The following is a 21776-nucleotide window of genomic DNA, read 5'->3' as shown; positions in this document are numbered from 1 at the left end:
GTCTACCTCCCGCTACCGGAGCGCTTGGATGCTGTCCGCTTCGACGAGGACGCCTTCGTGGACCGCTGCTTCGCCGTCGTCCTGGTGGTCTTCTTCGCGGGAGCGGACTTCTTCGCCTTCTTGGCGGCGGCCTTTTTCGCCGGGGCCGCCTTCTTGGCCGGTGCGGTCTTCTTGGCCGCTGCCTTCTTCGCCGGGTTCGTCTTCTTCGCGGGGGCCTTGGCGGCGGAGGACTTCTTCGCCCGCTCCGCGGACTTCTCGGACGGGGCCGAGGTGCGCGGCCGGGCCTTCCCGGCGGGGGCGGCCGGCTTCTTCCCGCGCCGGGGCCGCGGGGCGGGAGGCTCCGCCTCCGGTTCCCCGTCCTCCTCGTCGCCCTCCTCCGGTTCCTCGTCCTCCTCCTCGCCGTCCTCGGGCTCGTCCTCGCCCTCCTCCGGCTCTTCCTCCTCGTACTCCTCGTCGTCCTCGTACTCCTCGCCCTCCGGCTCCTCCTCGCCCGCCGCGCCGAGACGCAGCGTGCGCTCACCGATGGCGTCCGCCAACGAGGTCATGCCGCGGTTGGCCGCAGCGGTCACGGCCTGGCGCCCGGCGTCGAGGACTTCGCCCCTGAGCTGCTCCTGCAACTCGGCCACCTGGGGCACCTGCCCGAGCCGACGCATCCCCTCGGCCGCCAGCTGGCGGGGTTCGAGTCCGAAGCGCCGCCCGGCCAGATAGGTCGCGACGCTCAGGGCGAGCCGACCCTTCTTCGTCCGGCCGAGCACATACCCACCCACTACGGCGGCTGCCAGCGCCACCTTGGCCTGGTCGTCCATGTCTGTCACCTTCTGTAGTCGACGTCGCAGCGCATCTGAGCAGCGTGAAGCCGGTCGAGCAGCTTCTCCTCCTCGGCCTCGAACGCTTCGAGGTCGAGAAGCCCTTCGTCGAGGTCGCGGTTGAGCCCGGCGAGTTGCGCTCGGAGCACACCGGGGTCGTACAGCTCGCGCTCGGCGGTCTCCTGGAGCTTCTCCGCGACCCAGACGACCCCGCGCGCCGGAGCGAGCGGCAGCAGCAGGAGTCCGGAGATCAGCCCCATCGTCATCCTCCGGTCACGGCGGCCGGCCGGCCCGGGGCGTCGGCGTCACCGACGAAGCTGTAACAGGGCAGAGGGCCGGCGAAGCGGATCTCGACGTGGCTCCGGCGCGCTTCGGCGAGCCGCTCGGCCGTCGTACGGAAGTGCTCGCCGCGGTCGTGCGGGACCAGGAACGACGTATTCAGCGCGCATCCCTGGACCTCGGGGCCGTGGGCGACCGCGCGCGCCAGCGGAGCGAGTTCGCGCAGCACCTCCCGTCCCGCTTCGGCCGCCCGCCGGGACAGGGCGGATGCCACCGCTTCGCCCAGCCGGACACTGGTCTCGTACCCGGGCCGCCGGCGCGCCTCGTCACGCAGCCGCCGTACGGCGGCCTCCTCGGCCACCACGTCGGCGAGGGAGTCCGCCGCGGGCAGGGCCTTGACGTTCACCTCGACGTGTCCGTCGAGCCGGTCCAGGACGGCGAGGTAATTCTTCCGCGCCCCGGCCAGCCGGGCGAGCAGGGCACCCTCGTCCGGGGCGACCGTCCCGAAACGCATCGGCAGTACGGGGCCGCCTTCCGCCAGCCGCATCAGCAGCTCCTGATGGGCGAGCAGGTCCCGACGACGGGCGCGCAGCCGCGCGGGGGCGTCGCTGACGATCGCGGCGACCGCGCCCGCGGTGACGGTCCGCGGGACGCCGGGCGGGTCGCCCACACCGCCCGCACCCTCGGGCGGCGGGGTCCCGCCGCGTACCACCGCGTAGACGTACAGTCCGTCGCCGGCCACCGCTCACGCCTCCGCTCGGCGGCGTCGGCTCGCGCCGCTCTTGGGGCGGGCCGGAGCGCGCCGCTTCCTCGGACGCGCCTCCTCTTCCTCCGCCTCGTCGTCCCCGCCCACCGCCCTGCGCACGGTGTCGCCCACCGACTCGGCCGCCTTGCGCACCTTGCGCTTGCCGACCGACTTGGCCACGCCGCCGCTGAGCAGTTCGGGGACGGTCGTGCTGCCGGAGTCCCGCTCCAGGTCGAGGCGGTTGCACGCCTCGGCGAACCGGAGGTAGGTGTCCACGCTGGCCACGACGATGCGGGCGTCGATCTTGATGATCTCGATGCCGACCAGGGAGACCCGGACGAACACGTCGATCACCATGCCCCGGTCCAGGATCAGCTCCAGCACGTCGTACAAGGTGCCGGCGCGGGGCGGGCAGGGGACTATCCCGTCGGCGTAGGTCGTGGTCGTCATGAGGTGGTCCTTCCAACTGTCGGACGGTCTCGGATCACTCGTCTGCGGCGCCGCGCCGGTAGCGACGGACCCGGCGGTACTCCTGGAGCTCCCCGGCTCCGTCCAGCCGCACCTCGTAGGAGGCGAGCAGGCTCGTCGTGTCGGGGATCCGGGGCACTTCGAGGACGTCCACGACCACGCACCAGCCGTCGTCGTCCGAGCGCCGGACCGCGGAGACGCCTTCGGCGGGGTGGTCGATCAGCCCCTCCAGGCTCCTGCAGGCGGCGCGAGCGGCGTGCTCGGGCCCCTGGGCGGACGCGGTCTTCTTCCGTGCCCTCGCCGGGCCGGTGGCCCGCGCCGAACGTTGGTCTGCCATAGCGCCCAGTCTCGTCACATTCGGGCGCGCCGCATCTTGGGCGGGCCGCTGGTGCGCGGCGCCCTGCCGCCGGGTGCGGTCTGCGGGAAGCGCCGTGGGGAGGAGCGGGGGCACCTTCCGTCCGGTGCGGCCGCGGCATGCGAGAAGGGCACCCGCGGGTGCCCTTCTCATGCCTTCGCGACGCCGGTGAGGTGGGCGAACACGACGACGTTGGCCGCGTAGCCGACCTTCTTGTCGAAGCGTCCGCCGCAGGTGATCAGCCGCAGCTCCGGCCGCCCCCGCTCTCCGTACACCTCCTTGTCGGGGAAGGACTTCTTCTGGTACGTGCGGACCGCGTCGACGGTGAACACCGCGGTGCGCCGGTCCGCCCGGGTGACGCGGACGGTGTTGCCCGGGCGGAGCATGCTGATGTTGAGGAACACGGCCGGCCCGGTCAGGGTGTCCCGGTGGCCGATCGCCAGCGCGGTCCCCTTCTCGCCCGGCGCGGGCCCGTCGCCGTGCCAGCCGACCAGCTTCGGCTTGTCGATGGGCGGGGTGCCGGGGTGGCCGGCCGGGTCGAGGGGGAGCGCCGTCACCGGCGCCTCCAGCGACAGGGCGGGGATCGACAGCTTCGTCGCCGGCGACCGGGGGAGGGGAGCCGGCGGCGGGGCGGACCTTGTCGGCTTCGCCACCGGCTTCCCCGTCGCCGTCCCCCCGTCCGGGGATCCGGGGCGCGCCGCCGGGGAGGGGGACGCGTGCGCCCCCTGCCCCGGCGGCGCCTGCTGGGACACCTTGCCGTCGCCGGGGGCCGACGCGGTCGCGGCTCCGTGGTCGGGGGAGGCCCCGCACCCCTGGACCACGGTGGCCACGATCGAGAAGGTGACGCTCAGCGTCATGGTGAGACGGGCGGCGCGGCTCGGTCCGCGCCGCCGTCGGCGCCGACGGCGGTGGACCCTGTTACGCGGCGCCATGCGTGCGGCGGCGGGCGGCGCGGCGGGCGAGGAAGAGACCGAGGACGCCTACGCCGCCGGCGGCCAGCGCCGAGGTGGTGCCGAGCGACATGCCGCTGTCCCCGGCGGTGCTGCTCTCGACGGTCGGGACACCGCCGCCGCCCGCGGGCACGCCCCCGGTGGGACGGCAGTCCACGGTGAAGAGCTTCTCCTTGGGCGTGCCGCCCGGGAACGTCCAGACCACCTTGTACTGGCCGTTCGGCAGCGAGTAGTCCTGCGTGTTGCCCAGGCCCGCCGTCAGGGCGACGGCCGCGGTGAGCGTCGGGCGGGTCGGGGTGACCGGCTGCGGGGTGACGGTGATGTTGACCAGCGGCACGGTCTCGAAGTTGACGGCCGCCAGGTTGAACCGGCAGATCTTGACCTCGTCGCGGGGGTCGCTGTTCGGCGTGCCCGGCTTGTGGATGTTGATCTCCCCGCTGTCGCCGGGGGCGGCGGAAGCGGTGGAGGCGCCGGCGAGGGAGAGGCCGGTGACCGCGACGGCGGTGAGCGCCGCGGCGCCGAGGCGTCGGACGGAGGTGCGCGCGAGGGGGGACGACGACATGACGGCTCCTGATTGGTGAGATTGTCGTACTAATCGGGGTGCGGTTACAGAAATGCCACACGCATCCGGTGACGAGACGTCACCGAGCCGACACGCGCCCGCATTTGCCCCGAAAGGAGCACAGCGATCGGCGGCCGTGGCCGGGGCGGGGCGCGCGGAGTGCGCCCGTACCCCCCGGGGAAAGGTCCCGGGACTGCATAACGGCGCTGGTCGGGGTAGCCGCCGTTCATGGCAGACGAACAGCGCACCGAGCAGGGCTCCCCGTACGGAACGGTCCCGGGGAGCCGCGACGGAACGGGACAGGTGGGGGAGGGCGGCCGGGGCGAGCCGGCCGGGCCCGACGACGGGGTGGAGCGCGACGCGCCGGACAAGCCGACCGACCTGGGCCGGGCGTCCTGGTGGGCGGTGCTCAAGCGGACGGCGAAGGAGGCCCAGCAGGACGAGCTGACCGACCGGGCGGCGGGACTTACGTACTACGGGATCCTGTCGCTCTTCCCGGCCCTCCTCGTACTGGTCTCCCTCCTCGGGATCGCGGGCGAGTCGACCACGCAGAAGGCGCTGAAGAACGTCGAGAAGCTGGCGCCCGGCGCCGCCAAGGACGTCATCAAGAGCGCGATCACCCAACTGGAGGGGAGCGGCGGCACCGGCTCGGTGCTGGCCGTCGTCGGTCTGCTCGGAGCGCTGTGGGTGGCCTCCGGCTATGTGGCGGCCTTCATGCGCACGGCGAACTCGGTCTACGACCTGCCGGAGGGCCGTCCGCTGTGGAAGGTGCTCCCGGTACGCGTCGGGCTCACCCTGGTGCTCATGGTGCTGGCCGCCGTCTGCGCCCTCATGGTGGTGCTGAGCGGCGGCATCGCCCGCGAGATCGGCTCGCTCCTGGGCGTCGGCGACACCGCTCTGCTCGTCTGGTCGATCGCCAAGTGGCCCGTTCTGGTCGTCTTCGTGGCCGTCATGCTGGCGATCCTGTACTGGGCGGCCCCGAACGCCAAGGGCCGCGGCTTCGCCTTCGGCTCCCTGGGCAGCGTGCTGGCGCTGCTGATCTGGATGGCGGCCTCCGCCGGGTTCGCGTTCTACGTCGCCAACTTCGGCTCGTACAACAAGACGTACGGGGCGCTGGCCGGCGTCATCATCTTCCTGGTCTGGCTGTGGATCACCAACCTGGCCATCCTGCTGGGGCTGGAGTTCGACGCGGAGCTGGCCCGCGAGCGCGCCATCCTGGGCGGCCACCCTCCGTACGAGGAGCCCTACGTCGAGCCCCGCGACACCCGCTCCTGGACCGAGGAGGACCGCCGCGCCATGGGTGAGACGGGCCCCACCGACGACCTGCGGGCCGACTGAACGGCGGTGCCGCCCGTACCGGCGGCCGGGCCGTCCCGGCCGCCGGGCGTCACTCGCTGATGCGCGGCTTCCGTTCGGTTCCGGCCAGGGCGCGGTCGAGGGCCGCCACACCGAGACCGGCCAGGACGATCTGGAAGAGCCACTCGATCCAGTCGACGCCCCGCGTCGACCCCACCCCCAGCAGGGACGCCAGCAGGGAGCCCAGCAACGCGGCGCCGATGCCGACCACGAGCGTCCACAGCACGCCGATGTGCTGGCGTCCGGGCAGGACGAGGCGTCCCAGCAGGCCGACCGCGGCCCCGATGAGCAGGGCGCTGACGAGTCCGGAGATTTCCATGGCTGCACTCCTTCGGGGACGGCGTGTTCCGCCTCACGTACCCCGCGTGGCGCCGAGAACCCGCACCGTGCACGGCTCGCGAACCCTCCGAACCCCCACCGCGCGGGGATCCCGAACTCCCCGAACCGCCACCGCGAGGAAATCTTGATCCGGATTCGGAAATCGCCGTCATCCATGGCTCTGTTCGCGCATACGTCCGGATCGCAGGGGCAGGCGGATGTCAGCCAAGGACGACGGAGACCGGTCAGTGAGCGGTCATCCCCGGCGACGGGTGAAGGATGAGCACCGAGAAGAAGAACGATGAAGAGCACGACGGAAAGCGCGTCAGCGTTCCCACGGCCATGCGGCAGGCGTCCGCGCAGCTCACGGAATTGCTCCAGTGCGAGCCGGGTTCTGTTTCCTCGGTGAAGGCCACCGAGAGCGGCTGGTCGGCGGACGTGGAGGTCGTCGAACTGGAGCGGGTGCCGGACACCATGAGTGTGATGGCCTCGTACCGGGTCGAACTCGACCCCCAGGGAACGCTCATGTCCTACGAGCGGCTGCGCCGGTATGCCCGGGGCCAGATCGACCGCCGCTGACATTTCCGTCGTCAGACGAGACGGAGACCGCCGGACGGCGGTCCCGAAATAGATCGAAGATCACCGAAAGGAGTTCCCCATGTCCCTCGTTCAGCAGAGCAATGCGACGTCCGGTGGTGGGAGCGGCTCGGGAAATCTCTACGACGTCCTTGAACTCATACTCGACCGCGGACTCGTCATCGACGCATTCGTCCGCGTCTCCCTGGTCGGTATTGAAATTCTCAAAATCGACGTCCGTGTGGTGGTCGCGAGTGTCGACACCTATCTGAGGTTCGCCGAGGCGTGCAACCGGCTCGACCTGGAGTCCGGCCGGAAGGCGCCGAGCCAGCTCACCGACCTGGTCGGCGACATGACCGAGAGCGGCGCCAAGGGCAAGTCCAAGGGCGCGCTCTCCGGTGCGGTGGAGGCCTTCACCGACTCGTTGCAGAGCAAGAACGACGAGTCCGAGGAGAAGGAGCAGCCGCGCAAGCGCACGGCCCGCAAGACCACGTCCAGCCGTCAGTCCCAGAGTCGCGAGGAGTAGCGGTGTCCACTTACATCTACGCCATCACCGGAGCCGGCCACCCGCTCCCGCTGGAGGGCCTGCACGGCGTGGGCGACCCGCCCTCGGAGCTGCGTACCGTGAGCACCGACCGGCTGACCGCCGTGGTGAGCGACGCGCCCCCCGGACTCCGCGCCAAGCGACGCGATGTGATGGCCCATCAGAACGTGCTGGAAGCGCTGATGGCCGGCGGTGCGACCCTGCCGATGCGGTTCGGCCTGGTGGGCCCCGGTGACGACGAGGTCATGGCCGCGCTGGAGCGCGAGGCCGACGCGTACGAGGAGCGGCTGGCGGAGCTGGACGGCCGGGTGGAGTACAACCTCAAGGCCGGCCGGGACGAGGACGACCTCCTGCGGGAGATCATGACCCAGTCCGACGAGATCCGGCAGCTCAACGAGCGGACCCGGGCCCAGGGCAGCCACGACGACCGGGTCGCCCTCGGCGAGCTGGTGGCACGCGAGGTGACCGTGCGCGGACAGCAGGAGGCCGAGGACGTCGCCCAGCGGCTGGCGGACGCCGCCTCCCGCAGCTCGCACGCCGAGCCGGCCCCGCAGCAGTTCCTCAACCTGTCCTTCCTGGTGCCCCGGGCGGAGACCGAGGCCTTCGTGGCCGCGGTCCAGCGGGAGGCCGACCAGCGCGGAGACGCCTACTCGTTCACGTTGACGGGGCCGCTGCCGCCGTACAGCTTCGTCTGACCTACGGGCCCGTCCGTCCGGCTACCGGGAGCGGAGGTGAACTGTCCGCCATGGGCCTCATCAGCAACATCCTCACTCTGCCGCTGGCCCCCGTACGGGGGACGGTCTGGGTTCTCGACCAGGTCGTCCAGGCGGCCGAGCAGGAGTACTACGACCCCGAGCCGGTACGCGCCCGACTCGCGCAGTTGGAGCGGGACCTGAACAACGGCCTCATCGACGACGAGGAGTTCGACCGGTTGGAGGACGAACTCCTCGACCGGCTCGACGAGATCGAGGCGTACCGGAACAGCACACGGCAGGGGCCGTGAACGTCAGACACAACCACACGTGACCGGGGGGAGATAGAGGTGCATCGCAGATGACGAAGAACGCCAAGATAGGCGCGGCTCTGGTGGGGGGATACCTGCTGGGGCGGACCAAGAAGGCCAAACTCGCCCTGGGGTTCGGGATGTTCCTCCTCGGCAAGAAGATGGACCTGGACCCGCGGCAGATCGGCAGGATGCTGGCCGACTCGCCGGTCCTGGGGTCGCTCAACGACCAGGTGCGCAAGGAACTGGTGGACGCCACCAAGACGGCCGCCACCAAGGCCCTCACCCAGCGGGCCGGCAGCCTGGCCGACTCCCTGCAGCAGCGCACCCAGGCGCTGGGGTCCGCTCCCGCGGCCGACGACGAGGAGCCGGAGGAGGACGACGAGCCGAAGAAGGCCGCCAGGTCGTCGGACCGGGACGAGGAGGCCGACGGGGACGAGAAGCCCAAGCGCGCCCCGCGCAAGACCGCCTCCTCCGCCGCGAAGTCCGCGACCGCCTCCAGGAGCCGGTCGTCCTCAGGCAGCGGCCGTTCGAGCGGCGGCAAGTCGGCCGCCCCCGCGCGCAAGCGCGGCAGCGGCAGCGGCACCGCACGCAAGTCCACGTCCTCCGGCGCCCGCAAGGCGCGGGGAGGCGACGATGCCTGAATCCACCCTCAGCGGCATCAAGAACGACGTGGTCAAGAGCCCGGCCACCGACCGTCTCAAGGACGAGCTGCAGAACTACCTCCGGGCCCGTGCCGAACACGCGGTGACCCAGCTCGGCCACCGCCTCGGCGACTCGGTCTCCAAGCTCGCGGAGCCGGGCGGCGCCGGCGGCGCCCTCAAGAGCCTGGCCAAGGGCGGCCAGGCGCTCGGCGAGGGCAAGTCACCCGGCCAGGCTGCGCTGAGCGCGGGCGCCTCCCACCTCAAGGACACCGTCAAGGACAAGGTCAAGGGCCTGTTCGGCAAGGGGCGCAAGTCCGGCGGGGGCAAGTCCAAGAGCGTCACCATCGTCGAGGACATCGACGTCGGCGTGCCGGTCCGCGAGGCGTACGACCAGTGGACCCAGTTCCAGGAGTTCAGCTCGTTCGCCAAGGGCGTCGTGAGCGTGGAGAAGGCGGACGACACCACCAGCAACTGGAAGGTGAAGGTCGCCAAGTCCACCCGCAGCTGGAAGGCGAACGTCACCGAGCAGGTGCCCGACGAGCGGATCACCTGGACCACCGAGGGCGCCAAGGGCACCGTCAAGGGCGTCGTCACCTTCCACGCCGTCACCGACGACCTCACCCGCGTCCTGCTGGTCCTCGAATACTTCCCCAAGGGACTGTTCGAGAAGACCGGCAACATCTGGCGCGCCCAGGGCCGCCGCGCCCGGCTCGACCTCAAGCTCTACCGCAAGTTCATCATGATGCGCGGCGAGGCGACCGACAGCTGGCGGGGCGAGATCCGCGACGGCGAGGTCGTCGTCAGCCACGACGAGGCGATCGAGGAGGAGGAGCGGGAGGACGAGCGCTCCGAGTCCGAGGACGACGCCCCCGAGGACGCGTACGAGGACGACGAGCCCCGCGACGAGGACGGCGAGGACGACGAGCCCCGCGACGACCACGAGGACGGGGAACTCGACGAGGACGGCGAGCCGGAGGACTCCGCGTACGACGACGAGGAGCCGCAGGACGAGGAGTTCGCCGACGAGTACGCCGACGAGGACGGCGAGCCCGTCGAGGACGCCGAGGACGCCGAGGACGCCGAGGACGAGGACATCGAGCCGGCGGACGAGGCGGACGAGGACGAGGAGCCGGCGGAGGAGTACGCGGACGAGGACGTCGAGGACGAGGCCGAGGACGCCGACGTCCCGGCCGACGAGGACGCCGAGCCCGAGGACGAGACGGAGGAGGAGCGGCCCGCCCGCCGCTCCCGCCGTCGCGCGGCCGCCGACCGGTGACCGTGCCCGTTCGCAGACCCATCGGTGACCGGTCCCCGGGCGCAAACCCCGGGGCCGGTCACCCGGCTCGTGCACAGAGCCCTGCCGACACCCCACCCCCATCCCACGGAAAGGCGTGAGAGACCGTGTCCGATTCACTTGCCGGCCGGCTGCCGGCCTCGCCCCGAGGGGCCGCCCCGGGCTACGGGCAGCAGGGCGGGTCGGCCAACCTGGCCGACATTCTGGAGAGGGTGCTGGACAAGGGCATCGTCATCGCCGGTGACATCCAGATCAACCTGCTCGACATCGAACTGCTCACCATCAAGCTCCGCCTGCTGGTCGCCTCCGTCGACAAGGCCAAGGAGATGGGCATCGACTGGTGGGAGCACGACCCCTCGCTCTCCTCGCGGGCCCGCCCCGCGCAGCAGGCCGGGGCGGGCGCCCCGCCCGATGCCGCGATCGGCTCGGCGCAGGGCGCCGGGGCGGGATCCGGCGACGAGGCGCTGGCCGAGGAGAACGAGCGGCTGCGCGCCGAACTGGCCCGTCTGCGGTCGGCGGCCGCGCTTCCGGGCTCCGCCGCGGCCGAGGCGGCTCCGGCCGCACCGGAGGAGGAACGATGAGCACCGCACCCGAGACACCCGCCGGCGCACCGGGCGCGGACGCCGGGGAGATGAGCTACGTCTACGCGGTCGGCCGCGAGGGCCCCGCCCTGGACGGGCTCGCCGCGCGGCTGGCCGGCGTGGACGGCCGGCCCCTGCGCCCCGTCGCCGGGGGAGGGCTGTGCGCGCTCGTCTCCCCCGTACCGGCGGACGCGTTCAGCGAGCGGGGGCTCGCCGCGCAGATGGAGGACCTGGACCGGCTCGAAGCCGTGGCCCGCGCCCACCACGCGGTGGTGGACGCCGCGTTCGCGGAGACCTCCGTCCTGCCGATGCGGCTGGCCACGGTCTACCTGGACGACGCGCGGGTGGCCGCCATGCTGGTCGGGCAACGCGACCAGTTCCAGGAGCTGTTGGGGCGTCTGGAAGGCCACGTCGAGCTGGGCGTCAAGGTGTACGCCGATCCCCGCGCCGCCGCGACGGCGCCCGCCGAACCCGCTGCCGCGACGTCCTCGGGCGCCGGAGCGGGCCGGGCCTACCTCCGGCGGCGCCAGGCGCAGCAGCGCGACAGCCAGGACGTCTACCAGGCGGCGTCCGATCTGGCCGCCCGGGCGGCGCACCTGGCCGAGGGGGTGGCGTCCTCGCGTGCGGTGCACCGCCCGCAGCAGGGGCAACTCGCCGCCCGGGCCGGGGTGAACGTGACCAACGAGGCCTACCTCGTGCCCCGGGACCACGCGGCGCGGCTCCACCGCGAACTGGCCGCGCTGGCCGACGGGGCCCCCGGGGTGGCGATCGAGGTGACCGGACCGTGGGCGCCCTACTCGTTCGCCACGGCCGTGGTGGCCGAGGGCGCGGACGGCGGTGGACCGCGATGAGCACGGACCTCGTCGGCGGGGTTCTCGGCGAGAGCGAGCCCCGGAGCGGACCGCCCGTCGCCCTCATCGACCTGCTGGACCGGCTGCTGAACGGCGGGGCCGTGCTCACCGGCGACCTCGTCCTCTCCATCGCCGACGTGGACCTCGTCCACATCAATCTGCGAGCGGTGATCCGCTCGATCACCGGTGAGGAGCCGGGGCCGTGGTGAGCCCGCCCCCGGTGGCGTACGAGCGAGAGACCCCCGAGAGCGGGGAGGAGACGGACCCGATGACCGAGGACGACCGCGCGCGAGGCGCGCAGGGGGCGAGCCCCGCCGCTGCGGCGGAGGAGGTGGCGCGCGCCGCGGCCCACGCGTTCGGGCTCACCCCCGCGCGGCCGGACGACGCCGGGGGCCCCTCGGCGGCGGCCCAGCGGCTGCACACCGACCCGGACACCGTGGAGCGCGACCTGATCAAACTGGTGCTCACCATCGTCGAGTTGCTCCGTCAGCTCATGGAGCGCACCGCGATCCACCGCGTCGAGCAGGGTGACCTGAGCGAGCTCCAGGAGGAGCGGATCGGGATGACCCTGATGATCTTGAACGAACGCATGACGGAGCTGTGCGACCGCTACGGCCTGACGATGGACGACCTCAACCTCGACCTCGGGCCGCTCGGTTCGCTGCTGCCGCACAACGGCGCCTGAACGCGCCGAAACCCAGGTTTCATCACATCACGCACGGCAAGGAGGAGCCCATGACTGACGACAAGGACGCCAAGAACTCCACCCAGAGCAAGGGTCGGACCACCACCGCCGCTCGCAAGACGGCCTCGTCGGCCCGCAAGACGACGGCCTCGGCCGGCAAGGCGGCCGGCGGCACCGCGGAGAAGGCGGGCAAGCAGGCCCAGGCCAAGAGCGACGAGGCGGTCTCCGCAGCCGAGAGCGCCAAGGACTCGGCCACGGAGGGTGTGCGGGCGGCCGGGGAGACCACCCGGCGCGTCGGCCGTGCGGCCGCCGCCGGCATCCAGAGCGGCCAGCAGGCCGTGGCCGCCAACGCGGCCAAGGCCGCGAGCATGGCCGGTACGGCCTGGACCGTGGTCAAGCACCGCAAGGCGATCGCCGCCGGTGCGGCGGCCGGCGTGGCCGGGGTGGCCGGAGCGGCGTTCGCCATCGGGCGTTCGACCGCCAAGCCCCCGACGGGTCCGCTGACCCGGCTGGCGCGCGGACGGATCTGAGCGCGGCGGAGGAGGGGCGAAGACGCCGGGGCACGACGGGCCCGGATGTGGGGCGGGGCCGGAGAAGAAATTCTCCGGCCCCGCCCCACATCCGGGCCCGTGCGCTGTTCGCCCTGCCGGCAGTCGGTAGTCGGCACGCGACCCGTGTGCTGTTCGAACATGCTGGCTTGAATTATTCGAACGTTCGAGCGAATATCGAAAAGTGTGGACAGGTCAGCAGGTCGTCGAGGAGCGGGGCGCGGAAACCGGTGCGGTGGCGTCACCGCTCTCCGGCCTGCTTCCGGGAGGAGGGATACGCCCTGGTACCGCAGTGGGTGCGGGCGGCGACCTGCCCCTGCTGCTGGCGCTGGCGGCGCTGGCGGCAGCGGACGCGGTGGCCTGGGCGGCTGTGGGAGTACCGGAGCTGGGTGGACTGGCAGCGGCGCAGGCGGGGCTGGATCTGGCCACCGGCCTGGTGGTGAGCGACCCCGGGCCGCGCGCCGCCCAGGTTCTGGCCGTCCTGCTGGAGTCGGTGCCGGTGGTGCTCGTCGGAGCCTCGGTACGGGTGCCCGAGCGGGCGGTGCGGCGGCTGCGCGCGGTGATGCGGCGCAGCGGAGCGGTGCTCCTGGCCGCGGGCCGCTGGCCGGGCGCGGACGTGCAGCTCCGGGTGGCGCCGGCCGGCTGGACCGGGGTGGGCCGGGGACACGGGCTGCTGCGCGGCCGCCGGGTGACGGTGACGGCGGGCGGGCGCGGCGCGGCGGCGGCTCCGCGGAGCGCCGAGCTGTGGCTGCCCGGTCCGGACGGCCTGGTGGGCGTGGTGGAGCGGGGGGCCGCGGAGACCGTGCCGAGCGGGGCGCGGGCGGACCTCCGCGTCGTCGGATGACCGGGGACTCCGGGGCTGTACCGATGGGCGGAGCCTTCGAGGCCGTGCCGATGGGCGGGCCTCCCGGTTCCGTACGGGCGGCCGGGGCTTCCGGCTTTGTACGGGCGGCCGGGGCTCCCGAAGCCGTGAGGCCGACCGGGGCCTCCGGTTCCGCACGGGTGGTCGTGGTGTGGGTGCCCGACTTCCCCGTGCTGGCGTGCGGGGAGGGGGACGGCGCACCGGTGGCCGTGGTGCACCGGGGCGCGGTCGTGGCGTGCTCCCCGTCCGCGCGGGCGGCCGGGGTCCGGCGGCGCATGCGGCTGCGGACCGCGCAGGCCCGCTGCCCCGGGCTGCGGATCGTCGAACGGGACCTCGCCGTCGAGATGAGGATGTTCGAACAGGTGGTGCACCACGTGGAGACGGAGGTGACGCCCCGGCTGGAGGTCGTCCGCCCCGGGCTGATCGCGGCCCCGGCGCGCGGGGCCGCACGCTACTGGGGCGGCGAGCGGCAGCTGTCCGCACGCCTCGTCGAAGCCGTCGCCGAACGGGGACTCCCCGCCCGGGTCGGCATCGCCGACAGCACCTTCACGGCGGCGCTCGCGGCCCGCCGCGACGACGGGGTGATCGTCCCGGCCGGCGGGGACACCGCGTTCCTCGCCCCGTACCCCGTGGGCGTCCTGGGCGTGCCCCGCCTGACCGAACTGCTGAAGCGGCTCGGCATCCGCACCGTCGGGGAGTTCGCCCGGCTGCCCGCGGGCCGGGTCGCGGAACGGCTCGGCCCGGAGGGGGTCGCCGCGCACCGCGTCGCCCGCGGGGAACCGGCCCGGCCCGTGTCCGTACGGACCGCCGCCCGCGACCACACGGTGCGGCGGCTGTTCGAGACGGCCGAGGAGCACCTGGACGCGGTCGTGTTCACGGCGGTCGCGCTCGCGGACGAACTGCACGCGCGTCTGGCGGCGGCCGGCGTGGTGTGCGGGCGGGTGGAGGCCGAGGTGGAAACCGCCGGCGGCCGGACGCTGACGCGGATCTTCCGCCACGAGGGACGGCTCTCCTCCCGGGCGGTGGCCGAGCGCGTACGCGGTGTCCTGAGCGCCTGGACCGAGGCGGGCCTGCTGGACGCCGGCGGGGGGGAGCCGGGGATCCGCCGGCTCGTCCTGCGCCCCGACGGGGTCACTCCGGACACCGGATCGCAGGGTGCCTTCGACGGGGAGCGGGACACCCCGGTGGAGGTGGAGCGGGCCGCCGCCCGGGTGCAGGCGGTGCTCGGACACCGGGCGGTCACCCGGATCGTCGAGGCCGGCGGCCGGGGGCCGGGCGACCGCATCCGCCTGGTCCCGGTCGGCGACGTGCCCGAGGACGACGCCGCCGCGAGCGGACCGTGGCCGGGCCGGCTGCCCGCCCCGCACCCCGCAGCCGTCTACCCGGTACGGCGTCCGGCCCGGCTGACCGGGGCGGACGGCGCGCCGGTCGGTGTGGCCGGCCGGCTGGAGCTGTCGGCCGACCCCGCGCTCCTCTCGGTCCGGGGCCGCCGTCCGGCCGGGGTGAGCGGATGGGCCGGGCCGTGGCCGGTGCTGGAACGGTGGTGGGCGCGGGACGGCGGACGGCGGATCGCCCGGATGCAGGTCACCACCGACGACGGGCACGCCTGGCTGCTGCTCGTCGACCGCGGTGAGTGGTGGGTGGAGGCCCACTATGGGTGAGCTCCTGCGCCTGCCCACCGCCGGGCGGCCCCGGGGGAACCCGGAGCCGGTCCGCCGTACGCCCCCGAAGGAGGGCTGGGCCGAACTCCACGCGCACAGCGCGTTCTCCTTCCTCCGGGGCGCGAGCCCGCCGGAGGACCTGGCCGCCGAGGCCGCCCGGCTCGGCATCGGCGTCCTGGCGGTGACGGACGTGGACGGCCTCCACGCCGCGCGCCGGCTGCACGCCGCCGCGCGCGAACACGGGATCGGCGCCGTCCACGGCGCCGAACTCACCCTCGGCGACCCGGTCCTGGGCACGCCGGTGGTCCTCGCCCGCACGGTGGAGGGGTTCCGGCTGCTGTCGGCGATGATCAGCGCCGCGCAGCTCGCCGGGTCGAAGAACGCCCCGGTCTACGACCTGGACGAGGTGGCTCGGGCGGCCGCCGCCGGACAGTGGGCCGTGCTGCCCGGCTGCCCGCCGCCGGACACGGACCGGTGCGACGTCGCCGCTGTCGCCCACCGCCTCGCCCGGCTCACCGACGTGTTCGGCACGAGCGGTACGTACGCCGAACTGGTCGACCACCGGCTCCCGGAGGACTCCGTCGCCGCCGACGCGGCCTGGGTGGCCGCCCGCCGCGTCGGCGTGCCCGTGATCGCGACCGGCGCCGTGCACTACGCGGCGCCCCGCCAGGCCCGCGTGGCCCAGGCGCTCACCGCACTGCGCCGCCGCGAGAACCTGGACCGGGCCGCCGGACACCTGATGGCCGCCCCGACCGCCCACCTGCGCCCCCGGGCCGAGCGGGCGGCGTTCCTCTCGCGCTACCCCGGCGTCGCGGACGCCACCGTCGAGCTGGGCCGCTCCTGTGTGCTCGACCTCGGCGAACTGCGCCCCGAACTGCCCGAGTTCGCCGTACCCGAGGGGTACACGCAGGACTCGTGGCTGCGCGCCCGCGCCGAGGCCGCCTGCGCCGACCGCTACGGCCCGCGCGCCGACCCGCGGGCGGCCGCCGCATGGCGGCAGCTCGACCACGAACTCGGCCTCGTCGCCGACCTCGGGCTCGCGGGCTACTTCCTGATCGTCCACGACATCGTCCGGCACGCCGCCGGACAGGGGATCTGGTGCCAGGGCCGGGGCTCGGCCGCCAGCAGCGTCATCTGCTACGTCCTCGGCATCACCGCCGTCGACCCGCTCCGGCACGGCCTGCTTTTCGAGCGGTTCCTGTCCCTGGAGAAGGCCGGCCCGCCGGACATCGACCTCGACCTGGAGTCCGGGCGGCGCGAGGAGGTCATCCAGTACGTCTACACCCGCTACGGCCGCCGGCACGCCGCCCAGGTCGCCAACATGATCACGTACAAGCCCCGGCTCGCGATCCGCGACGCCGCCCGGGCCCTGGGCTACCCCGAGGCGCAGACCCGCGAGATGACCCGGCACATCCACCACGCCCCGCCGGGCCCCGAAACGGCGCTCCCCGACGACGTCCGCGCGCTCGCCGCCCAGCTCCACACGCTCCCCAGGCACCTCGGGGTGCACTCGGGCGGCATGGTCCTCACCCGGCAGCCCATCGGCGAGATCATGCCCGTGGAGTGGGCGACCGCCGAGGGCCGCAGCGTCCTCCAGGGCGACAAGGACGACGTGGCCGCCGCCGGACTCGTCAAGATCGACCTGCTGGGCCTCGGCATGCTGTCCGCCCTGCACACCGCCTGCGACCTCATCCACGCGTACCACGGCGTCCGCCACGACCTCACGTCCATCCCGCAGGACGACCCCGAGGTCTACGGGATGATCGCCCGGGGGGACACGATCGGCGTCTTCCAGGTCGAGTCCCGCGCCCAGATCTCCACGCTTCCCCTGCTGCGGCCGACGAAGTTCGAGGACCTGGCCGTCGCCGCCTCCATCATCCGCCCCGGCCCCATCCAGGCCGGCAGCAAGCACCCGCTGCTGCGCCGCCGGCGCGGCGAGGAGCCGGTGACATACCCCCACCCGCTCGCGAAAGCCGCGCTGGAGCCGACCCTCGGCGTCGCGCTCTGGCAGGAGCAGGCCATGCAACTCGCCATCGACTGCGCGGGGTTCACCCCCGGCGAGGCCGACCGGCTCAGGAAGGCGATGGCGGCCAAGCACGCCCCGGAGAAGGTGGCCGCGATGCGGGAGCGGCTGCTGACCGGCATGGCGGGGCGCGGCATCCCCCCGGCCGCCGCCGAGCGGATCACCTCGATGATCGAGGCGTTCTCCGACTACGGGTTCCCGCAGTCCCACGCCCAGTCGATGGCCGGCCTGATCTACGCCAGCGCCTGGATCAAGCGCCACCACCCCGCCGCGCTCCTCGCGGGGATCATGGCGCACCAGCCGATGGGCTTCTACGACACCCAGACCCTCATCGGCGACGCGGAACGCCACGGCGTCACCGTCCGGGGCCCCAGCATCCGGCACTCCGCCGTCCACGCCACCCTCGAACCCGGCCCGGCGCCGGGCACCGCGCCCGGTCTCGCGTCAGGCTTCGCGCCCGGCCGGGAGCCCGACCCCGCGTCCCGCTCGTCCCGCGACGGCTCCGGCCCGCGGACCGGGGGGCCGGGACCCGCGCCCGGCGCCGTCCCGCCCGCGATCCGCCGCGGCCTGACCAGCGTCACCGGCCTCGGGGAGCAGGCCGCCGAGGAGATCGTCGCCCTCCGCGCGGAGCGGCCGTTCACGGACTTGGACGACTTCGCGGCCCGCACCCGCCTGCCCGCCCGGGTCCTGGAGCAACTGGCCACCGCCGGCGCGCTCGACGGCCTGGGCGGGCACCGCCGTACCGCCCTGTGGACCGCCGGCACCGCACCCGGCCGTACGCGTCAGCCCCCGCTCCCCGGCCTCGCCACGCCCGCGACCGCACCCGAACTCGCCGTCATGACCGCCGCCGAGGAGACCACCGCCGACCTCACCGTCACCGGCGCCAGCGCCACCGCCCACCCCGTCCACCACATCCGCGCCCACCTGGACCGCCTGGGCGTGCTCACCGCGGCCGCCGCCCGCACGCTCCACGACCGGGCGCCGGTCCGGATCGGCGGGCTGCCGAAGTACCTCCAGCGCCCCCCGACCGCGCACGGTGTGGCCTTCGGCGCGATCGAGGACGAGACCGGGATGGTCAACCTCGTCTTCGCCCCGCATGTCTGGGACCGCTGCCACCGCACCCTCATCGACGCCCCCGCCGTCCTCGTCACCGGCCGGGTCGAACGCTCCGACGGCACGCTCAACATCGCCGTCGCCCAGGTGGAACCGATTCCGGTGGCCGCCCCCGTGCCCCGCCGCCAGGGGCCCCAGACCCGAGTACGTCCAGTACGAGGGCCTGGAGCCGGCACGCCGAGAGCACGCACCTGACGCCGCGCGGCCGCCCTACGGGCGACGACGGGAACTGTCAGACAGGCCCTGATCTTCGAGGTGTTCGGCCCGGTGGGCGGCCCAGCGCTGCATCAGCGAGCCCAGCTCCTTCTCCAGGAAGCGGAAGAACTCCAGGCTGTCGTTGATCCGGCGGCCCTGCGGGCTGTCCGGGCCGAAGTGCTCCACGCCCTCCCGCATCGTCTCCTGCCAGTTCCGCAGGATGCTGTCCCGCTTGAGCAGCACGTCGTACCACTGGTCGCCCTGCACGCGATAGCGCTCGCGCCGGGAGCCCGGCTCCCGCTCGCGGCTGACCATGTCGACCTGGGAGAGATAGCGCACGGCCCCCGACACGGCGGCCGGGCTCACGCGCAACTGCTCGCCCAGCTCGGCCGAGGTGAGCGCTCCGCGCTCGGAGGAGAGCAGGGCGGCGAAGACCCGGGCGGGCATCCGGGCCATGCCGGCCTGGACCAGCTGGGCGGCGAAGCGCTCCACGAACCGGGAGACGGCCTCCGCCTCGTCGCCGCCGTCCACGCGGCTCCCGTCCCGCCGCTCACCCATGTTCCGACTCCGGTTCCTGTGGTTTCCGGCGCCGCTGTCGTGCGCCGTGCCTCCGGCCAGTCTATCCAGTGATTCATACACTTTCTTAACTTCATAAATTTATGAAGTAAGCGTAGCTTCGAAACCATGAAGAAGGCCATCACCGTCGCCGGACTGCACAAGTCGTTCGGCCGCACACACGCGCTCACCGGCCTCGACCTCGACGTCGAGGCCGGCGAGGTACACGGCTTCCTCGGACCCAACGGGGCGGGAAAGTCCACGACGATCCGGGTCCTGCTGGGGCTGCTGCGCGGCGACTCCGGCACCGTACGACTGCTCGGCCGGGACCCGTGGAAGGACGCGGTCGAGCTGCACCGGCGGCTCGCCTACGTCCCCGGAGACGTCGAGCTGTGGCCGAACCTCACCGGGGGAGAGGCCATCGACCTGCTGGCGAAGCTGCGCGGCGGCATCGACCACAGGCGCCGCGACGAACTCATCGAACGGTTCGACCTCGACCCGGTCAAGAAGGGCCGCGCCTACTCCAAGGGCAACCGGCAGAAGGTCGCCATCGTCGCCGCGCTCGCCTCCGACGCCGAACTGCTCCTCCTGGACGAGCCGACGGCCGGCCTCGACCCGCTGATGGAGGTCGTCTTCCAGGACGTCATCCTCCAGGCGAAGGCCGCGGGGAAGACCGTGCTGCTCTCCAGCCACATCCTGGCCCAGGTCGAGAAGCTCTGCGACCGGGTCAGCATCGTGCGCCGGGGCCGTACCGTGCAGTCGGGCACGCTCGGCGAGATGCGCCATCTCACGCGCACCACCGTCGAGGCCGAGACCGAGCGCCCGGCCACCGGGCTCGACGCCCTGCCCGGCGTCCACGGGCTGACGACCACCGGCCGAAGGGTCCACTTCGCGGTGGACGGCGCCCACCTCGACGGCGCGATCCGCGCCCTCGGAGCGTTCGGCATCCGCGGCCTGACCAGCCACCCGCCGACGCTCGAAGAGCTGATGCTGCGCCACTACGGCGACGAGCTGGCCTCCAACGGCCTTACGGGCAGCGGCGATACGGCCTCGCGGACCGACCCCTCCACCGAGGCCGCCCCCTCCACCGAGACCGCCCCCTCCGGCGGGAACGGGGGCGGTACCCGATGACCAGCACCGCGGCCCCGCTCGGCGCCTCCCGGCACACCCCGTCCATGGAGACCGGCCCCGGGGCCTTCGCCGGCGCCGGGACCCTGCTCCGGTTCGGTCTGCGCCGCGACCGCGTCCGCCTGACCGTATGGGTGCTCGCCCTCACCCTGGGCACGCTGGCCACGGCGTCGGAGTACCGGACGCTGTACTCCTCGCCCGAGGAGCGCGCCGCGGCCGTCAGCTCCATGGGCAGCCCGGCCGCGCTCGCCATGACCGGTCCCGGCCGCTACCTCTCCGACTACACCGCCGGGGCGATGCTCGGCCACCAACTGCTCGGCTTCACCGCCGTCCTGGTGGGGCTGATGAGCGTCCTGACCGTCACCCGGCACACCCGCGACGAGGAGGAGACCGGCCGCGCCGAACTGGTCCGCTCCGCCGTCGTCGGACGCCACGCCCACCTCGCCGCCGCCCTGGGCGTCGCGGCCGTCGCGAACCTCGTACTCGCCGTGCCGCTCGCCCTCGGCCTCACCACCGCGGGCATCGAGGGCGTCGACGCCGGCGGCGCGCTGCTGTACGGCCTCGCGCACACCGCGGCCGGTCTCGTCTTCGCCGGGGTCGCCGCGATCACCGTCCAGATCACGGCACACACCCGGGGCGCCTCCGGCGCGGCGCTCGCGGTGATCGGCGTCGCCTACGTGCTGCGGGCCGCCGGTGACGTGGGCGATGACGCCCTGTCCTGGCTGAGCCCGATCGGCTGGGTCCAGCGGACCCACGTCTTCGTCGACGACCGCTGGTGGCCGCTCGCCCTGTGCCTCCTCCTCGCCGCCGCGACCGCCGCGTACGGCTTCGCGCTGAGCACCCGGCGCGACGTCGGCGCCGGTCTGCGTCCCGCGCGGCTCGGCCGCCGTACGGCCTCCACGGCGCTCACCCACCCCCTCGGCCTCGCCCTGCGTCTGCACCGGGCGACCCTGCTGGGCTTCGCCGCCGCGCTGGGCCTGATGGGCGTCATGTACGGCTCGATCCTCGGCGAGGCCGCCGGCATGGTGAAGGACGTCGAACAGGTCCAGCAGGCGCTGGCGGAGATCGGCGGCGCCACGGTGACCGAGTCGTTCGCGGCCATGGTGATGACCGTCGTCGCGGTCGTCGCCGCCGGGTACGTCGTGATGGCGGCGCTGCGCCCGCGCACCGAGGAGAACGCGGGCCGCGCCGAACCGCTCCTGGCCACCGGCCTCTCCCGGAACCGCTGGCTCGGCAGCCACCTCGCGATCGCCCTGGCCGGCGGCACGGCGCTGCTGGTCCTCGCCGGGCTCGGGTTCGGGCTCTCCGGCGCGGCGTCGACCGGGGACGCGGGCCTGGTCCTCGAACTGACCGGAGCGGCCGCCGCGTACGCCCCGGCGCTGTGGGCGACCGCCGGCGTCGTGGTCCTGCTCCACGGCTGGTTCCCGCGTGCCGCGGCGGCGGCCTGGACCGTTCCCGTGTACGGATTCCTCGTCGGATACCTGGGGCCCGTCCTCCGGCTCCCCGAAGGGCTGCGGAACCTGTCGCCCTTCGGCCACGTGCCGCGGTTGCCCGCCGCCGAGCCGGTCTGGACTCCGCTCCTGGTCCTGACCGCCGTCGCCGCCGGGCTGATCGCGCTGGGGCTGGCGGGCTTTCGCCGCCGGGACCTCGACACCAAGTGAGAGGAAGGGGAGG

26 protein-coding genes are annotated in these 21776 nt (G+C 73.6%); 17 read left to right on the top strand and 9 right to left on the bottom strand.

The genetic code is table 11. The annotated features are described in order from the left end of the window. Window positions 1-2: 2 nt before the first annotated feature. From IF19_RS0121640 to IF19_RS0121610, 7 genes are all read right to left on the bottom strand, one after another. Window positions 3-806: a hypothetical protein gene (locus IF19_RS0121640; RefSeq protein WP_030276747.1), complete on the bottom strand. Its 804-nt coding sequence runs from the start codon at window positions 804-806 to the stop codon at window positions 3-5. Between the two features lie 5 nt (window positions 807-811). Beyond that, the gene (locus IF19_RS0121635) at window positions 812-1066 is read right to left on the bottom strand and encodes a gas vesicle protein GvpG (RefSeq protein WP_030116802.1); all 255 of its coding nucleotides are present in this window, start codon (window positions 1064-1066) and stop codon (window positions 812-814) included. Window positions 1067-1068: 2 nt separating this feature from the next. Continuing rightward, on the bottom strand, window positions 1069-1827 hold the full coding sequence (locus IF19_RS0121630; RefSeq protein ID WP_030276745.1) for a GvpL/GvpF family gas vesicle protein: 759 nt from the start codon (window positions 1825-1827) through the stop codon (window positions 1069-1071). Between the two features lie 3 nt (window positions 1828-1830). After that, window positions 1831-2280 carry a gas vesicle protein GvpJ gene (gene gvpJ / locus IF19_RS0121625; RefSeq protein ID WP_030116805.1) on the bottom strand — a complete coding sequence of 150 codons (450 nt, stop codon included), beginning with the start codon at window positions 2278-2280 and terminating at the stop codon, window positions 1831-1833. A 34-nt stretch (window positions 2281-2314) separates the two neighbouring features. Next, window positions 2315-2635: a gas vesicle protein GvpO gene (locus IF19_RS0121620; RefSeq protein WP_030116806.1), complete on the bottom strand. Its 321-nt coding sequence runs from the start codon at window positions 2633-2635 to the stop codon at window positions 2315-2317. 167 nt (window positions 2636-2802) lie between these two features. Then, window positions 2803-3510 (bottom strand): class F sortase, encoded by a 708-nt coding sequence (locus IF19_RS0121615; protein ID WP_234307080.1) that lies wholly within the window; start codon window positions 3508-3510, stop codon window positions 2803-2805. A 61-nt stretch (window positions 3511-3571) separates the two neighbouring features. Further along, a complete protein-coding gene (locus IF19_RS0121610; protein ID WP_030116808.1) occupies window positions 3572-4165 on the bottom strand; it encodes a hypothetical protein in 594 nt (197 codons plus the stop codon). Window positions 4166-4393: 228 nt separating this feature from the next. Here IF19_RS0121610 and IF19_RS0121605 point away from each other — a divergent pair, with 228 nt between their 5' ends. Then, entirely contained in the window at window positions 4394-5503 is a 1110-nt protein-coding gene (locus tag IF19_RS0121605; RefSeq protein WP_078580772.1) for a YihY/virulence factor BrkB family protein, read from the top strand. Window positions 5504-5552: 49 nt separating this feature from the next. Here the strand turns inward: IF19_RS0121605 and IF19_RS0121600 are convergent, their stop codons facing one another. Then, window positions 5553-5840 carry a GlsB/YeaQ/YmgE family stress response membrane protein gene (locus IF19_RS0121600; RefSeq protein WP_030116810.1) on the bottom strand — a complete coding sequence of 96 codons (288 nt, stop codon included), beginning with the start codon at window positions 5838-5840 and terminating at the stop codon, window positions 5553-5555. A gap of 278 nt (window positions 5841-6118) precedes the next feature. On the opposite strand from IF19_RS0121600, the gene IF19_RS0121595 reads away from it, so the two are divergent. The 14 genes from IF19_RS0121595 to IF19_RS0121530 all read left to right on the top strand — a co-directional run bounded on the left by IF19_RS0121595 (window position 6119) and on the right by IF19_RS0121530 (window position 18419). Continuing rightward, window positions 6119-6418, top strand: coding sequence for a gas vesicle protein GvpO (locus IF19_RS0121595; RefSeq protein ID WP_030116811.1), 300 nt, complete (start codon window positions 6119-6121; stop codon window positions 6416-6418). A gap of 79 nt (window positions 6419-6497) precedes the next feature. Next, window positions 6498-6941, top strand: a complete 444-nt coding sequence (locus IF19_RS0121590; protein WP_030116812.1) for a gas vesicle structural protein GvpA — start codon at window positions 6498-6500, stop codon at window positions 6939-6941. A 2-nt stretch (window positions 6942-6943) separates the two neighbouring features. Beyond that, the gene (locus tag IF19_RS0121585; protein ID WP_030116813.1) at window positions 6944-7654 is read left to right on the top strand and encodes a GvpL/GvpF family gas vesicle protein; all 711 of its coding nucleotides are present in this window, start codon (window positions 6944-6946) and stop codon (window positions 7652-7654) included. Window positions 7655-7704: 50 nt separating this feature from the next. Further along, window positions 7705-7962: a gas vesicle protein GvpG gene (locus IF19_RS0121580; protein ID WP_030116814.1), complete on the top strand. Its 258-nt coding sequence runs from the start codon at window positions 7705-7707 to the stop codon at window positions 7960-7962. Between the two features lie 50 nt (window positions 7963-8012). Beyond that, window positions 8013-8606: a hypothetical protein gene (locus tag IF19_RS0121575; RefSeq protein WP_030116815.1), complete on the top strand. Its 594-nt coding sequence runs from the start codon at window positions 8013-8015 to the stop codon at window positions 8604-8606. Beyond that, window positions 8599-9882, top strand: coding sequence for an SRPBCC family protein (locus IF19_RS0121570; protein ID WP_030116816.1), 1284 nt, complete (start codon window positions 8599-8601; stop codon window positions 9880-9882). Before IF19_RS0121575 ends, IF19_RS0121570 begins: the two co-directional genes overlap by 8 nt. Window positions 9883-10007: 125 nt before the next feature. Beyond that, window positions 10008-10481 (top strand): gas vesicle protein, encoded by a 474-nt coding sequence (locus tag IF19_RS0121565; protein WP_030116817.1) that lies wholly within the window; start codon window positions 10008-10010, stop codon window positions 10479-10481. Then, entirely contained in the window at window positions 10478-11332 is an 855-nt protein-coding gene (locus tag IF19_RS0121560) for a GvpL/GvpF family gas vesicle protein (protein ID WP_030276744.1), read from the top strand. The genes IF19_RS0121565 and IF19_RS0121560 overlap by 4 nt, the downstream gene beginning before the upstream one ends. Then, complete coding sequence (locus tag IF19_RS0121555) at window positions 11329-11541, top strand: gas vesicle protein (RefSeq protein ID WP_030116819.1); 213 nt, start codon at window positions 11329-11331, stop codon at window positions 11539-11541. The genes IF19_RS0121560 and IF19_RS0121555 overlap by 4 nt, the downstream gene beginning before the upstream one ends. Window positions 11542-11600: 59 nt before the next feature. After that, complete coding sequence (locus IF19_RS0121550; protein ID WP_032745853.1) at window positions 11601-12017, top strand: gas vesicle protein K; 417 nt, start codon at window positions 11601-11603, stop codon at window positions 12015-12017. Window positions 12018-12067: 50 nt separating this feature from the next. Continuing rightward, window positions 12068-12547 (top strand): hypothetical protein, encoded by a 480-nt coding sequence (locus IF19_RS0121545; RefSeq protein WP_030121148.1) that lies wholly within the window; start codon window positions 12068-12070, stop codon window positions 12545-12547. A gap of 202 nt (window positions 12548-12749) precedes the next feature. Further along, window positions 12750-13409, top strand: coding sequence for a hypothetical protein (locus IF19_RS1000000137755; RefSeq protein WP_030116822.1), 660 nt, complete (start codon window positions 12750-12752; stop codon window positions 13407-13409). A gap of 125 nt (window positions 13410-13534) precedes the next feature. Beyond that, window positions 13535-15088, top strand: coding sequence for a DNA polymerase Y family protein (locus IF19_RS0121535; RefSeq protein WP_030276742.1), 1554 nt, complete (start codon window positions 13535-13537; stop codon window positions 15086-15088). Continuing rightward, a complete protein-coding gene (locus IF19_RS0121530) occupies window positions 15081-18419 on the top strand; it encodes an error-prone DNA polymerase (protein ID WP_078625095.1) in 3339 nt (1112 codons plus the stop codon). Before IF19_RS0121535 ends, IF19_RS0121530 begins: the two co-directional genes overlap by 8 nt. Before the next feature lie 15 nt (window positions 18420-18434). On the opposite strand, the gene IF19_RS0121525 is transcribed toward IF19_RS0121530, so the two are convergent. Next, window positions 18435-18977, bottom strand: a complete 543-nt coding sequence (locus IF19_RS0121525; RefSeq protein WP_032747755.1) for a GbsR/MarR family transcriptional regulator — start codon at window positions 18975-18977, stop codon at window positions 18435-18437. A 126-nt stretch (window positions 18978-19103) separates the two neighbouring features. On the opposite strand from IF19_RS0121525, the gene IF19_RS0121520 reads away from it, so the two are divergent. Both IF19_RS0121520 and IF19_RS0121515 read left to right on the top strand, forming a co-directional pair. Then, window positions 19104-20105, top strand: a complete 1002-nt coding sequence (locus tag IF19_RS0121520) for an ABC transporter ATP-binding protein (RefSeq protein ID WP_030116829.1) — start codon at window positions 19104-19106, stop codon at window positions 20103-20105. Next, window positions 20102-21763 (top strand): ABC transporter permease, encoded by a 1662-nt coding sequence (locus IF19_RS0121515; RefSeq protein WP_030116830.1) that lies wholly within the window; start codon window positions 20102-20104, stop codon window positions 21761-21763. Before IF19_RS0121520 ends, IF19_RS0121515 begins: the two co-directional genes overlap by 4 nt. The last annotated feature ends 13 nt before the right edge of the window (window positions 21764-21776 follow it).

It is taken from the genome of Streptomyces californicus, assembly GCF_000717645.1.
Taxonomy (GTDB): domain Bacteria; phylum Actinomycetota; class Actinomycetes; order Streptomycetales; family Streptomycetaceae; genus Streptomyces; species Streptomyces californicus.
The sequence above is the reverse complement of the archived record's forward strand: the minus strand, read 5'-3'. Positions and strand labels throughout refer to the sequence as shown.